This is a genomic window from Corynebacterium kozikiae, from assembly GCF_024580965.1.
In the GTDB taxonomy this organism is placed as follows: domain Bacteria; phylum Actinomycetota; class Actinomycetes; order Mycobacteriales; family Mycobacteriaceae; genus Corynebacterium; species Corynebacterium kozikiae.
Genome location: NZ_JANIKJ010000005.1, coordinates 101,440 through 116,213, shown reverse-complemented (window position 1 = coordinate 116,213; position 14,774 = coordinate 101,440). Strand labels below are relative to the sequence as shown.

The following is a 14,774-nucleotide window of genomic DNA, read 5'->3' as shown; positions in this document are numbered from 1 at the left end:
GTCCGTGTCCGGGGGGAAAGCTACGATGATGGGCATGGATGTAAGAATCGTTGATCACCCTCTGGCCGCCGCCCGCCTGACCATCATGCGTGATGCCCGCACAGACAACGCTGGGTTCCGCGCAGCGCTTGCAGACTTGGGCGCAATGCTCGTCTATGAAGCCTCCCGTGACCTCGCAATTGAGCACTTTGACGTGGACACCCCGGTGGCAACAGCGCAGGGTGCTCGGCTACAGGACCCGCCGATCGTGGTACCGGTCATTCGCGCCGGGCTGGGAATGGTGGATCCCGCGCTGTCCATGATCCCGGACGCGCAGGTGGGATTCATTGGCATTGCGCGTGATGAAGAAACGCATGAGCCCGTCCCGTACCTGGAGGCGCTGCCCGAGGATCTTTCTGGGCGCACCGTGTTTGTGGTGGATCCAATGCTCGCTACGGGCGGCTCGCTGCTGCATTCGATTCGCTTGCTCGCCGCGCGCGGAGCCACGGATATCACTGCCATTTGCATGGTGTCTGCCCAGGAAGGCGTGGATGCACTGGCGAACTCCGGCCTGCCTGTCCGCCTGGTCACCGCCACAGTGGACCCACAGCTCAACGAGGATGCGTACATCGTTCCCGGTTTGGGTGACGCCGGCGACCGCCTCTACGGCCCCCGCAACATCCATGTTCACGACGGCAGCGTGACCAACTAGCGCCGCGTCCAGCAGTTGCCCCAATTGAGGGGAGAATTTCCTGTGCATAGGGGAGGCGAAGCCCGGCGCCATCCCTCGCGCTGAGGGCAGTTTTTCGCGTACCGACGTCACCGCGTACGCCTGCCTGCCAAATATGTTTGGCGTGTCCCGGTAGAAAATCTAGAGCCGGGTTGCCAAGGTGGACACATGGATAAACGACCAATGCATTGGGCAAGCTATGGGTACGAACTGGCGCAACGCCTCAAGGCGCTGCGCAAGATGCGCGGCCTGAGCCAGGAGATGCTGGCGGAACTCGCGGGGCTGAGCCGCAACCAGATCTCCAACCTGGAACGTAATGACAACAACAGCCTCGCGCCTGCGGACCCGCGCCTTTCCACCGTGTACGCGCTAGCGCAGGCCTTGGAGGTGCCCCCGGTGGTGCTGCTGCCAGGGGCGACGTTTCCGGTGAAAGACCGCTGCAAGAGCACGAAGGTGCTCAACGTGGAGGTTGCCTGGCCAGATGCGGAGCGTTCCCAAGTGCGCCTGACGCACGCCGCGGAGGACATGGCAGCGATCGACCACAAGCAGGCCAAGCGGAATAACGCCCCGGCAAAAGCGAAAAAGGCCAGCAAGGCAACAGGAGCGGCGAAATCAACCAAGCCCACAAAGCCAGCCAAAGATGCTGAGCCACACGGCGAATAACGCTTAGAGCTGGCGCATCCTGCCCTGAACGGCCTCGGTGATGTCTTCTAGCAGCGCTTCGGCTGCTTCCCGGTTTTGGGCTTTGGAAATTTCCACGTACACCTTGGCTTTGAGTTCGGTGCCGGAGGAGCGCGCGATCACGCGGACCTCGCCTTGCGGGGTGCAGCCGTTGAGGAGTACGCCTCGACTGTCGGGCAGTGTGGTGGCCTTCATCGGGACTCCGGCGAGCTGCGTGGGTGGCTCGTTGATCCACGGGGCGATCAGCCCTTGGGGGTCGTTGGTTCGCGTGGACACTTGGGTGCCGGTGTACACACCGTGGATGCGGTGCAGTTCGTCGAGCTTGTCACCCAGCGTAATGCCCAATGCTTTGAGCTCTGCGGCCCAACTGCAGATGATGATCGCGGTTGCGATGCCGTCTTTGTCATCCACCAGGTGCGGCGCGGGCGCGATACCAACCGCTTCTTCGCAGGCGTAGGCCACGGTGCGTTCACCGGCTGCGTTCATGAGGTTCTTAAAGCCGGTGGGTGTTTCGCGGTAGTCCCAGCCCTTTTCCTTGGCGATTTCCTTTAACAGTTGGGAAGAGACCTGCGTGGTGGCAACAATCGGCGGCTTATTCTCATCATTCCCATCACTTCCAGCGCCCCCTGTGAACTCCGGGACGAGCCGGGTGGCCAGCAGCGCGCCGGTGTCGTCGCCTCGCAGCATTTTGAGGGCGCCGTCGTTGTTGCGGATGCCCACGGCGCAGCGGTCGGCGTCGGGGTCGAGGGCGATGAGCACGTCGGCTTCGATCGCCTCACCCCACTGCAGCAGTTGCGCTACGGCCTCGGGTTCCTCGGGGTTGGGGAAGTCCACGGTGGGGAAGGTGGGGTCCGGGTGGAGCTGGGAAAGAACGGGGAACACCTGGGCAAAGCCGGCTGCCTCGAAGGCCGCCTCGAGGGTTCGCCCGCCCACGCCGTGCATCGCGGTAAATGCTATCCGAATGTTGGCGCGCTCCGAGTTCACCCGCAGCAGGTCCGCTTGCTCGGGCAGCGTGAGCGCGGCGATGGCATCAACGTACCGACGCTGCTGGTCGGCGCACGGCCTGATGGGCACCCTCGGCACCTCAACTGGATCCTCCACCTTGCGCAGAAAAGTCTCGATCTCCCTTGCTCCTGCGGTGGTGAGCTGGCGCCCGTTCGCCATATACACCTTGATGCCGTTGTCTGAGCTGGGGTTGTGGGAGGCGGTGATTTGGATGCCGCCGTCCAACTCCCAGTCTTTGATGAGCCATGGGATGAATTGGGTGGGCGTTGCCGTGGGCATGAGGAACACCTCGAAGCCGGCGCCGGCGAGCACCTCGGCGGCGGTGGTGGCAAACACGTGGGAGCCGTAGCGGGCGTCGTATCCCACCACCACGCGCAGAGCCGCTTCCTCATTGAACGCCGAGCCAATGCTCACACCAGAATCCTGCGGGTACACCGCTGGGTGGGCGTGCGGTGAGGCCGCGGCTTCCTTGGCCAGCCATACCGCCACGGCGGCGCAAATCCTGGTCACTTGCCCCACGTTGATCTGATGCAGGGCGGGACCCACGGGTGCACGCATGCCTGCGGTTCCAAAGGTGAGGGTCATGGAAGTCTCCCAAGCAAAATCATCAGGGGCAATCATTAAGGGTTAACGATCCCAAGCGTAGCAACAACCCCCCCAACCTCCCGCGATGGCCCTGGTGCCCTGGTTGGCGTGCGCTGGGCGTCGGAACGCTCGCAATGAATCTGTGAAATGTGGAATGTGCAGCTCATTGGGGTATTTGGGGTGAAGGCAGTAGTATTGGCAAAGGATTTTGAAAGGGGATGCGTGAATTGAGCACTTCGGTGGCGGAGCATGTGCAGGCTTGGTGTGAGCAGCATCAACAGGAGGTGCTTGGGTGGTTTCGGCAACTTCACGCGCACCCGGAGCTTTCCCACATGGAGTTCCAGACCACCGAGTTCATCGCAAGCACGCTGCGTAGCTACGGCCTGAACCCCACGCTGTTTCCCACCACCGGTCTCATGGTGGACATCGGGCCGGAAGGGGAGCGGGTGGCAATCCGCGCGGATATTGACGCCCTGCCGATCCACGAGCACGAGCACGAGCACGCCTCACAGGTCCCCGGCGTGATGCATGCCTGCGGGCACGACGTCCACATCACCGTGGCGCTCGCCACCGCCTGCGCCCTCGCAAGCGCCGACCTCAACGTGGGTGTACGGGTGATTTTCCAACCCGCGGAGGAGGTCATGGACGGCGGCGCGCCGGAGGTCATCAGCTTCGGCGCCTTGGAGGGCGTGACCAACATTTTCGCGGTGCATGCTGAGCCAAAGCTCAAGGTGGGGCAGGTGGGTGTGCGTACTGGCGCGATCACCTCCGCTGGCGATGTCATTCGCATCGACGTCCACGGCCCTGGCGGCCACAGCTCGCGCCCGCACCTCACGGTGGACGTAGTGTACGCGCTGTCCAAGCTGGTCACGGACTTGCCGGGGCTGCTTTCGCGCCGGGTGGACCCGCGCACCGCAACAGTGATGGTGTTTGGCCAAATTTCCGCGGGCCACGCCTCCAACGCTATCCCGGAAAGCGGCTTCGTTACCGGCACCATCCGCACCGCAGACATCTCCGTGTGGCGCCGCATCCAGCCTCTGCTCGAGGAACTCGTGGCGCAGGTGCTTGCCCCCACGGGTGCGGAATTCACGATCACATACACCCGTGGCGTTCCGCCGGTGCTCAATGACGACGTCGCCACGGCGGTACTCGCGGACGCTGCACGCGCGCTCGGGCCCCACGTTGTCATCCAGGCGCAGCAGTCCTCCGGCGGGGAGGACTTCTCCTGGTATCTGGAGCATGTGCCGGGCTCGATGGCGCGTTTGGGCTGCTGGGACGGCCAGGGCACCCCGGGGGATTTGCATCAGGCGGATATGCGCGCCGATGTGCGTTGCCTCAGCGTGGGCGTGAACTTGTTCGGGCAAGTAGTTTCCCGGTACAACGAATCTGACGCGGTGTTCGTACAGGCCTAACCCGCCTGCGATGTGGCTTTGGTGTGCGTTAGAATACAGTTTGGCGTGCGCTTTTTGCGCCCGAACACCCAAGCAACTCTCCCATACAGCACACCCATACTGGAGGAATTTTGACTCGCATTGTAATCATCGGCGGTGGCCCAGCGGGCTACGAGGCAGCCTTGACCGGCGCGAAGTACGGCGCGGAGGTGACGCTGATTGAGGATCGCGGTATGGGCGGTGCGGCGGTGGTCAACGACTGCGTGCCGTCGAAATCTTTCATCGCAGCAGCCAACATTAAAACCGACCTTCGCCGCGCCGATGACATGGGCCTGGGGGAGGGCATTAATGAGGTGCGCCTGCACATTGAGGCCATGAACCATCGCGTGCAGGCCTTGGCGCACCAGCAGTCTTCGGACATTCTGGCGTCCATGGAGCGCGCAGGCATCCGCGTGATCAACGGTCGCGGCTCTTTTGATGACTACTCCGTGAAGCAAACGTTGCACTACATTAAGGCAGAGCATGCCGACGGCACCGTGGAGACCATTGAGTGTGAGTTGGTGCTCGTGGCCACCGGTGCTACTCCGCGCATCCTGCCGGGGGCGCAGCCAGACGGTGAGCGCATCCTCACCTGGCGCCAGATTTACGACATCACCGAGCTGCCAGAACACCTCATCGTGGTGGGCTCCGGCGTCACGGGCGCTGAGTTCGTTTCCGCCTTCGCGGAGCTGGGCGTGAAGGTGACGATGGTTGCCTCCCGCGACCGAATCCTCCCGCACGATGATGCCGACGCAGCCGACACCCTGGAAACTGTGCTGTCTGAGCGCGGCGTCTCCCTGGAAAAGCACGCCCGTGTGGATACTGTCACCCGCACCGAGGACGGAGGGGTGTGCGTGCGCACTGCCGACGGCCGCGAAATCTTTGGCTCCCACGCCCTGATGACCGTGGGTTCCGTGCCGAACACCTCCAACCTGGGCCTGGACAAGGTGGGCATTGCTACCACCGAATCTGGCCACATCAAGGTGGACCGAGTTTCCCGCACAAACGTGACCGGTGTGTACGCCGGCGGTGACTGCACTGACCTGTTCCCCTTGGCTTCCGTGGCTGCGATGCAGGGGCGCATCGCGATGTACCACGCTCTGGGCGAGGGTGTGAGCCCGCTGCGTTTGAAGACGGTGGCAACCGCCGTGTTCACCCGCCCCGAGATCGCGGCCGTTGGCGTAACCCACGCACAGGTGCTTTCCGGGGAAGTGGCGGCCCGAAGCATTACGCTGCCGCTGGAAACCAACCCGCGTGCAAAGATGCGCTCCCTGCGCCACGGTTTTGTCAAGATCTTCTGCCGTAAGAACTCCGGCATCATCATCGGCGGCGTGGTGGTTGCCCCCACGGCATCTGAGCTGATCCTGCCCATCGCGGTGGCCGTGACCAACCGCCTTACCGTGGAGGACCTCGCCAACACCTTTGCGGTGTACCCTTCGCTATCCGGCTCCATCACGGAGGCGGCGCGTCAGCTCGTGCAGCACGACGACCTCGAGTGACGCCGAGGCGCTGCGGCTTTGTACGCTGCAGCTTTGTGGATTGCTCCCCACGGGTTGGGACTGAGAAATCAGGTTCCGGCCCGTGGGGATTTGTTTTGAGGTGGGCGTGCGAGCGCCCTGGCGTGCCCGCTGAGATCCTGCTTTCCACTCAAACCTTAAAAAATTTTTGCTTATGTCCATTTGTGTTTGTTTAAATCAATTACCAGGGGTTTTGTAGAGCTGCCTGCCTTGAAACCCACAAAAATCTCAATCAATACCACAGTATTTCAGGGGGCGAGGGCGCGCGATATAGCTCACATAGTCTAAGTTTTGTGGGTAGAGAACACAGACCTCCTTTTCTTGGAGGAAGGGATAGGAACACATGAACAGTCACACCGGTTTTTCCAAAATCCTGGTTGCAAACCGCGGCGAGATCGCGGTGCGCGCATTCCGCGCCGCTTTTGAAACAGGCGCCTCCACAGTTGCTGTCTACCCAAAGGAGGACCGCAACTCCTTCCACCGTTCTTTCGCTTCTGAGGCGGTGTTGATCGGCGAGGGCGGCTCGGCCGTGAAAGCGTACTTGGATATTGATGAGATCATCCGTGCCGCCAAGCTCACCCGCGCTGATGCGGTTTACCCCGGCTACGGCTTCCTTTCTGAAAATGCCCAACTGGCCCGCGAGTGCGCTGAAAACGGCCTGACGTTCATCGGCCCACCGCCCTCGGTGCTGCAGCTCACAGGTGACAAAGCAGCGGCTGTTGCCGCAGCCCGTGAGGCTGGCCTGCCCACCCTCACCGAAACCAAGGCCACCTCAGACCCAGCAGAGCTCGCTGAGCTGGCAAAAGACCAAGTCTTCCCGGTGTTCGTGAAGGCCGTAGCTGGTGGTGGCGGGCGTGGTATGCGCTTTGTGGAATCCCCGGAGGTGCTGGAAAAGCTCGCCGCTGAGGCCTCCCGCGAGGCCGAGGCCGCGTTCGGCGACGGCCGCGTGTACGTGGAGCGCGCCGTGCTCAACCCGCAGCACATCGAGGTGCAGATCCTTGCCGATGCCACCGGTGACGTGATCCACCTCTACGAACGCGATTGCTCCCTGCAGCGCCGCCACCAAAAGGTGGTGGAGATCGCCCCTGCGCAGCACCTTGCCCCCGAGCTGCGCGAGAAGATTTGCCAGTCCGCCGTGGACTTTGCCCGTCACATCGGCTACCAGGGCGCAGGCACCGTGGAGTTCCTGGTGGACGAGGCCGGCAACTACGTGTTCATTGAGATGAACCCCCGCATCCAGGTGGAGCACACCGTGACGGAGGAGGTCACGCAGGTGGACCTGGTGAAGTCGCAGATCCAGATCGCCGCTGGCGCCACCCTGAAGGAGCTGGGCCTCACCCAGGAATCCATCCACACCGAGGGCGCGGCGCTGCAATGTCGCATCACCACGGAGGATCCCTCCAACGGTTTCCGCCCAGACACCGGCACCATCACCGCGTACCGCAGCCCGGGTGGCGCGGGCGTGCGCTTGGACGGTGCGGCCTCCCTGGGCGGTGAGATCACCCCGAACTTTGACTCGATGCTGGTGAAACTCACCTGCCGCGGCGTGGATTTCCAAACAGCCGTGAACCGTGCCCAGCGTGCGCTCGCCGAGTTCACCGTGTCCGGCGTGGCCACCAACATTGGCTTCCTGCGCGCGTTGCTGCGCGAGGAGGACTTCCAAACCAAGCGCATCTCCACCGGCTTCATCGCCGAGCACCCATGGCTGCTTCAGGCACCACCGGCCGACGATGAGCAGGGCCGCATCTTGGACTACCTCGCCGACATCACCGTGAACAAGCCACACGGCACCCGCCCAGCGGTGGTCAATCCGGTGGAGAAGCTGCCGGCCGAGGTACCTGCCTCCCTCCCTCGTGGTTCGCGTGACCTGCTGCTGCAGAAGGGGCCAGCGGAGTTCGCCAAGGCACTGCGCGCGCAGGACGCCCTCGCCGTTACGGACACCACCTTCCGCGACGCCCACCAGTCGCTGCTGGCCACCCGCGTGCGCTCCAACACGTTGGTGGATGCCGCCCGCCATGTAGCACACCTGACGCCACAGTTGCTCTCCGTGGAGGCTTGGGGCGGGGCAACGTACGACGTGGCCCTGCGTTTCCTCCACGAAGATCCCTGGGCCCGGCTCGATGAGCTGCGCGAGGCGATGCCGAACATCAACATTCAGATGCTGCTGCGCGGCCGAAACACCGTGGGATACACCCCGTACCCAGATTCCGTGTGCAACGCATTCGTGAACGAGGCGGCGCGTTCCGGCGTGGACATCTTCCGCATCTTCGACGCCCTCAATGACGTCTCCCAAATGCGCCCGGCCATCGATGCGGTGCTGGCAACCAACACCGCCGTAGCCGAAGTAGCCATGGCCTACTCCGGTGACCTCACGGACCCAGGCGAGAAGCTCTACACCCTGGATTACTACCTGAAGCTGGCGGAGCAGATCGTTTCCTCTGGCGCTCACATCTTGGCTATCAAGGACATGGCTGGGTTGATGAAGCCGCAGGCCGCCGCCAAGCTGGTGACCGAGCTGCGCCGGAACTTTGACCTCCCCGTGCATGTGCATACCCATGACACTGCCGGTGGGCAGCTCGCCACCTACTGGGCAGCGGCGAACGCAGGGGCTGACGCCGTGGATGGTGCGTCGGCACCGCTTTCCGGCACCACCTCCCAGCCTTCGCTGTCCGCGATCGTTGCCGCCTTTGCCAACACCTACCGTGACACCGGCCTTTCCCTGGATGCGGTGGGTTCCCTGGAGCCGTACTGGGAGGCCGTGCGCAAGCTGTACGCGCCGTTCGAGTCTGGCACCCCTGGCCCAACCGGGCGCGTGTATCACCATGAAATCCCAGGTGGGCAGCTTTCCAACCTCCGTGCGCAGGCAACCGCGCTGGGCTTGGCGGATCGCTTTGAGCTCATCGAGGACAACTACGCCGCGGTGAATGAGATGCTCGGCCGCCCAACGAAGGTGACGCCTTCCTCCAAGGTGGTCGGTGACCTCGCGTTGTACCTGGTGGGCGCGGGCGTGGACCCTAAGGACTTCGCGGCGGACCCGCAGAAGTATGACATCCCCGATTCTGTGATCGCCTTCCTCCGCGGCGAGCTGGGCACCCCTCCCGGTGGTTGGCCAGAGGAGCTGCGCAACAAGGCGCTGGCTGGGCGTAAGGAGTCGCGTGATTCCCTGGCGCCGCTGGCCAAGGAGGATGAGGAGGCGCTGCAGAACCCCGAGACCGTGCGCGCCACACTGGATCGCCTGCTCTTCCCGGCGCCGGCGAAGGAGTTTGCGGAGCACCGCCGGAAGTTCGGTGACACCACCGCGCTTGGCGATGCCGAGTTCCTTTACGGCCTGGTGGAAGGCCAGGAGACGGTGATCAAGACCGCTGATTCCAACGTGCCAATGATCGTGCGCCTGGACGCCGTGGGCGAGCCGGATGCCAAGGGCATGCGCAACGTGGTGTGCAACGTCAATGGTCAGATCCGCCCGATCTTGGTGCGCGATACCTCGGTGGAGTCCGTTACTGCCTCTGCGGAGAAGGCCGATCCGAACACCCCAGGCCATGTGGCTGCGCCGTTCGCCGGTGTGGTTACCCCAACCGTGGAGGTGGGCCAGGAGGTCAAGACCGGTGAGGAAGTTGCCGTGATTGAGGCGATGAAGATGGAGGCATCGATCTCCGCGACCAAGGACGGCAAGGTGGCCCGCGTGGTGCTCACCCAGCCAACCAAGGTTGAAGGTGGCGACCTTCTCCTCGTGATCGAGTAGGCGCCAGCCAGTTAGTCCCGCACCTCGAGCCCCTGCGCGCGAGCCCAGCGAGTGATCGGTCCCCGGATCTCGCTGGCTGCGTCGGCAGGGGTTTTTGGTGGAAGCACCGGGTCGTTGGGCAGGACGCGCTGCGGATCGCCGATCGGGGTGATGCTCAGCGTGCCTTCGTTGAGTTCTGCAAAGGCGATCATCTCCACGTTCGTTTGCTCGCACACCGCCCACGCGGCGTAGCTGCTCTCGCTGCTGGTGGCGGTTTCGGTGTCGGGGGTCCAGTCACGGGCGCGCTCGACGTCGATCTCGCGGCCAAGGTCGTGTTGGAGGGCTGCGAGGGCGGGGCGGTCGTCGATGCGTTCGTCGGTGTGGATGGGGCGCGCGTAGAAGCGCCCGCCGTTGATTTCGGTTGGTTCCATGTTCACCATCGTAATTGACGGAGTTGAACGCTGTTTAGTTCTTGGTGGGCGAGGCTTCTCGGCGTGCGGTGTACCATAATTGGATGCGCAAAAAAGGAGGTCACATGGCGCGCGAGCACACCCACAAGCCAACCCCAAAAGGGGCACTGCTCGCACGCTATGATCACACCGCACAACGCGCCGCGGCTCAAGTGATCGCAGGGTATTCCACGAGCTTCTCCGCCGCAACCAGACTGCTTTCCGCCCCAATCCGCCAAGACATCCGCAACCTCTACGCGATGGTGCGCATTGCAGACGAGATCGTAGACGGCACTGCCAGCCAGGCCCAGAGCACCCAGGCCCAGGCCCACAACGCCCACACGCCCAGCGAGCTGCTGGAACGCTACCGCAAGGAAGTCCTTGACGCGCCAAAGCACCGTTTCCACACCGACCTCATCATCCACGCCTACGCGCTCACGGCCAGGCGCTGCGACTTCCAAGCACACGAGGTGGAGGCGTTCTTCTCCGCCATGCGCACCGACCTCACCCCGCGCGGCTTCACTGCCGAGGACCTGAGCCGCTACATCTACGGCTCCGCGGAAGTCATCGGCCTGATGTGCCTCAAAATCTTCCTGCGCGGACACAGCATCACCCCCGCGCAACGCGAGGTGCTGGAACGCGGCGCACGCAGCCTCGGCGCGGGCTTCCAAAAGGTGAACTTCCTGCGCGACGCATCCTTTGACCAGCAGCAGCTCGGCAGGCATTACATTGCCGACGCAGCCAGCCACCGCGAGCTCGCAACGCAGGCACGCGAGGATCTGGAGCACGCCAAAGCCGCAATCACGTTGCTTCCTGCGCAGGCGCGCTACGGGGTTGCCGCGGCAACGGAACTCTATGAGCACCTCTTGGAGAAGGTGGAACAACCTCAGGAGGTTCGGCGGCGGGTGCCGGGTGCTGCCAAGGCGTTCATCGTTGTGCGGGCGGTTGCGCGCACAACGTTGCATCCGGAATCGAAGTAGGAAATCAAAACCGAAGAAAGGTGTGCGCAATGGCTCGGCACGCAGTGGTGATCGGCGCGGGTATCGCGGGACTGGCAACTTCGGCGTTGCTCGCACGCAGTGGCATGCAAGTCACCGTGATTGACAAGCTCGAGGAGCTAGGCGGGCGCGCCGGCAGTTTTGCCCATGAGGGGTTCCGTTGGGACACCGGCCCGTCCTGGTACCTCATGCCAGAAGCCTTTGACCACTTTTTTGGACTCTGCGGCACCAGCACCGCCGCCGAGCTTGACCTTGTGGAACTTGCCCCGGCCTACACTGTGTGCAACGAGCAGGGCCGAGTTGCCCAGGTGACTTCGGGCCTTGGGCACGTCGAAAAGCTCTTTGAATCCCTGGAACCGGGGGCGGGGGAGAAGGTGCGTGCCTACCTTGAGCAGGCCGAGAAGCTTTACCAGCTTGCGCTGCGGCATTTCCTCTACACCAACTTTGCGCGCACGGCGAACTTCCTCAACCCGGCGATCCTGCGCAATGTGGGGCTGCTGGGTCGGCTGCTGCTGAACAGTCTGGAACGGCACGTCGCTGCGCAGTTTGCCCACCCAGTATTGCGGCAGGTGCTGAGCTATCCGGCGGTGTTTTTGTCTACCTCTCCGGGGCGGGCGCCGGCGTTGTACTCGCTGATGAGTCACACGGATCTGGTGCAGGGTGTGCGCTACCCGATGGGCGGGTTCCAGGCAGTGGTGGTGGCGATCGCCCGCCAAGCTCGCAACGCTGGGGTGGAGTTTCTGCTTGGGCAGGAGGTGCGCGCAATTACGGTGGAAGACGGGCGCGCTATCGGCGTGGAGACGGCGCAGAGGCAGCTCCGCGCGGACGTGGTGGTGAGCTGCGCGGATGTGGAGCACACCAAGACGCTGCTCCTGGGAACCGCTGCGGATTCCGGGGTGGCGCGCGCGGCCGACAAGCACTCCAAGGATCCGGGAATCTCGGCGGTGCTGCTGCTCCTCGGCGTGCGAGGCTCATTGCCGCAGCTCACGCACCATACCTTGCTGTTCTCCGAAGACTGGGCCCCGGATTTCCAGGCGGTGTTCGGTGATGGGAAACGGAAGGCTTCGAGGTCGCTGTACATTTCCAAAACCTCAGCCACCGACCCCAACGTAGCCCCCAAAGGCCACGAGAATCTCTTTGTCCTGGTGCCTACGCGTGCCGACGAAACCCTGGGGCACGGCAACGCCTACGGCACCCAAAGCCCTGAGGTGGCGGCGATCGCCGATCAAGCCATTGAGCAGATCGGCGCCTGGTTGGGAATCAAGGATTTCCGTGAACGCATCACCTGTAGCTTCAGCATCGGGCCGGCAGACTTTGCGCAGCGTTACCACTCGTATCGCGCCGGGGCGATTGGGCCCGCGCACACCTTGCGGCAGTCCGCGATGCTGCGCGGGCGTAATGACTCAAAGGTGGCGGGGTTGTACTTTGCCGGGGGAACCACCGTGCCCGGAGTGGGCGTGCCAATGTGCCTCATCTCAGCCGAAAACGTGGTGAAGCGCCTGGCGGGGGATCGCAGCGACGCGCCCTTGCGGGAGCTGCCTGATTTGGAAGGGTGAGCTTCAAAGGCATGAAAAAAGGGGCCGAAGCCCCTTTCCATTCAGCCTCGCCAGCGAGGCCAGCTAGTGAGCCTTACTTGATGTCAAGCAGTGCCTGGCCCTTGGTCACGCCCTCGCCAGCGGCGACGGCGAGGCCCTCCACCTTGCCGGACTTGTGAGCCTTCACTGGGTTTTCCATCTTCATGGCCTCCAGGACCACAACCACGTCACCCTCATTGACCTCGGCGCCGTCTTCAACGTTCACCTTGATCACGGTGCCCTGCATTGGGGCTGCAACGGTGTCGCCGGAAACGCCCGCCTTGGCGCCACCGGAGCGGCGCTTCTTGGCCTTCTTCTTCACGGCGCCCGCGCCGCCACCGAGGGCGAGGTCGCCTGGGAGAGCAATTTCTACGCGGCGGCCGTCGATTTCCACGATGACCTTCTGGTTCGGGGTTGCTGCCTCTTCTTCGTCGGCCTCTGCAGGGTCAACGTAGGCTGGGATTGGGTTCTCCCACTCCTCCTCGATCCACTTGGTGTAGACGTCGAACTTTTCGCCGTCACCAACGAATGCAGGGTTCTCCACGATGTGGCGGTGGAATGGGATGACGGTTGGCATGCCCTCCACTACGTACTCGCCGAGTGCGCGGCGGGAGCGCTGCAGCGCCTCCTCGCGGGTTTCGCCGAAGACGATGAGCTTGGCGAGCATGGAGTCAAACTGGCCGCCGATGACGGAGCCTTCCACGATGCCGGAGTCCATGCGCACGCCTGGGCCTGCTGGCTCGATGTACTTGGTTACCTTGCCTGGTGCAGGCATGAAGTTGGAGCCGGCGTCCTCGCCGTTGATGCGGAATTCAAAGGCGTGGCCGCGTGGGGTTGGGTCTTCCTTGATGTGCAGCTCTGCGCCTTCAGCGATGCGGAACTGCTCGCGCACCAGGTCCAGGCCGGTGGTGGCCTCGGTGACTGGGTGCTCCACCTGCAGGCGGGTGTTCACCTCGAGGAAGGAGATCAGGCCGTCGGAACCAACCAGGTACTCCACAGTGCCTGCGCCGTAGTAGCCGGCCTCGCGGCAGATGCGCTTGGCGGAATCGTGCAGGGACTTGCGCTGCTCGTCGGTGAGGAATGGCGCTGGTGCCTCCTCAACGAGCTTTTGGAAGCGGCGCTGTAGGGAGCAGTCGCGGGTGCCGGCAACGATCACGTTGCCGTGTTGGTCAGCGAGCACCTGGCACTCCACGTGGCGTGCCTTGTCCAGGTAGCGTTCCACGAAGCACTCGCCGCGGCCGAATGCGGCAACAGCTTCACGGGTTGCGGACTCGTACAGCTCCGCAACTTCTTCCATCTTGTAGGCAACCTTCATGCCGCGGCCACCGCCACCGAATGCAGCCTTGATGGCGATTGGCAGGCCGTGCTCCTCGGCGAAAGCCACAACCTCGTCGGCATTCTTCACTGGCTCCTTGGTGCCAGGTGCCATCGGGGCGTCTGCGCGCAGTGCGATGTGGCGTGCGGTCACCTTGTCGCCAAGATCGCGGATGGACTGTGGGGAAGGGCCGATCCAGATGAGGCCGGCGTCGATCACTGCCTGTGCAAAGTCGGCGTTCTCAGAAAGGAAGCCGTAGCCTGGGTGGATTGCGTCCGCACCGGACTTCTTTGCGGCGTCCAAGATCTTGTCGATCACAAGGTAGGACTCGGCAGAGTTCTGACCACCAAGGGCAAATGCCTCATCGGCGAGGGAGACGAATGGCGCGTCTGCGTCTGGCTCTGCATAGACCGCAACGCTGGCAATGCCTGCGTCACGGGCCGCGCGGATGACGCGAATTGCGATCTCGCCGCGGTTTGCAATGAGGACCTTAGTAATCTTCCTGGTTTCCACAGACACTGAAAGCTCTCCTGGTTCGTTGTGGCGCTTGGGTGGAAAGTCCACAGTTTCTTGCACAAAAGTTCCCCGGCTTGAGTTGGCCCGGGGGTGCAAGTTTGCAAACTTTGAAAACCACCGCAAGTGATGTGAGTTTGTTCAAGATAAATCCCTCGCGTTGCTGCACGAAGGACGTAGCAGGAACATTCTTACATAAATCCAAAGCAAAGAAAGCAAAAAGCCGCGACCTTTTGAATCGCGGCTTTTCAGGACACAAACTAAACAATGTTCAAGT

10 protein-coding genes are annotated in these 14,774 nt (G+C 63.0%); 7 read left to right on the top strand and 3 right to left on the bottom strand.

Going from position 1 to position 14,774, the window contains the following annotated elements:
• Positions 1–34: 34 nt before the first annotated feature.
• Together upp and NQ018_RS05160 are read left to right on the top strand one after the other, a co-directional pair.
• Positions 35–691, top strand: coding sequence for a uracil phosphoribosyltransferase (gene upp / locus NQ018_RS05165; RefSeq protein WP_257059104.1), 657 nt, complete (start codon positions 35–37; stop codon positions 689–691).
• Between the two features lie 186 nt (positions 692–877).
• Positions 878–1,372 carry a helix-turn-helix domain-containing protein gene (locus NQ018_RS05160; protein ID WP_257059102.1) on the top strand — a complete coding sequence of 165 codons (495 nt, stop codon included), beginning with the start codon at positions 878–880 and terminating at the stop codon, positions 1,370–1,372.
• A gap of 3 nt (positions 1,373–1,375) precedes the next feature.
• Here NQ018_RS05160 and NQ018_RS05155 read toward each other — a convergent pair whose 3' ends face one another.
• Complete coding sequence (locus NQ018_RS05155) at positions 1,376–2,980, bottom strand: phospho-sugar mutase (protein ID WP_257059100.1); 1,605 nt, start codon at positions 2,978–2,980, stop codon at positions 1,376–1,378.
• A 227-nt stretch (positions 2,981–3,207) separates the two neighbouring features.
• On the opposite strand from NQ018_RS05155, the gene NQ018_RS05150 reads away from it, so the two are divergent.
• The 3 genes from NQ018_RS05150 (at position 3,208) to NQ018_RS05140 (ending at position 9,669) form a co-directional block, all read left to right on the top strand.
• On the top strand, positions 3,208–4,392 hold the full coding sequence (locus tag NQ018_RS05150) for an amidohydrolase (RefSeq protein WP_257059203.1): 1,185 nt from the start codon (positions 3,208–3,210) through the stop codon (positions 4,390–4,392).
• A gap of 110 nt (positions 4,393–4,502) precedes the next feature.
• Positions 4,503–5,909, top strand: coding sequence for an NAD(P)H-quinone dehydrogenase (locus tag NQ018_RS05145; RefSeq protein WP_257059099.1), 1,407 nt, complete (start codon positions 4,503–4,505; stop codon positions 5,907–5,909).
• Positions 5,910–6,270: 361 nt separating this feature from the next.
• A complete protein-coding gene (locus NQ018_RS05140) occupies positions 6,271–9,669 on the top strand; it encodes a pyruvate carboxylase (protein ID WP_257059097.1) in 3,399 nt (1,132 codons plus the stop codon).
• An 11-nt stretch (positions 9,670–9,680) separates the two neighbouring features.
• On the opposite strand, the gene NQ018_RS05135 is transcribed toward NQ018_RS05140, so the two are convergent.
• A complete protein-coding gene (locus tag NQ018_RS05135) occupies positions 9,681–10,079 on the bottom strand; it encodes a hypothetical protein (RefSeq protein ID WP_257059094.1) in 399 nt (132 codons plus the stop codon).
• A 104-nt stretch (positions 10,080–10,183) separates the two neighbouring features.
• On the opposite strand from NQ018_RS05135, the gene NQ018_RS05130 reads away from it, so the two are divergent.
• On the top strand, positions 10,184–11,077 hold the full coding sequence (locus NQ018_RS05130; protein WP_257059091.1) for a phytoene/squalene synthase family protein: 894 nt from the start codon (positions 10,184–10,186) through the stop codon (positions 11,075–11,077).
• A 29-nt stretch (positions 11,078–11,106) separates the two neighbouring features.
• Entirely contained in the window at positions 11,107–12,651 is a 1,545-nt protein-coding gene (crtI, locus tag NQ018_RS05125; protein WP_257059088.1) for a phytoene desaturase family protein, read from the top strand.
• A 73-nt stretch (positions 12,652–12,724) separates the two neighbouring features.
• On the opposite strand, the gene NQ018_RS05120 is transcribed toward crtI, so the two are convergent.
• Positions 12,725–14,503 carry an acetyl/propionyl/methylcrotonyl-CoA carboxylase subunit alpha gene (locus tag NQ018_RS05120; protein ID WP_257037820.1) on the bottom strand — a complete coding sequence of 593 codons (1,779 nt, stop codon included), beginning with the start codon at positions 14,501–14,503 and terminating at the stop codon, positions 12,725–12,727.
• Between the last annotated feature and the right edge of the window lie 271 nt (positions 14,504–14,774).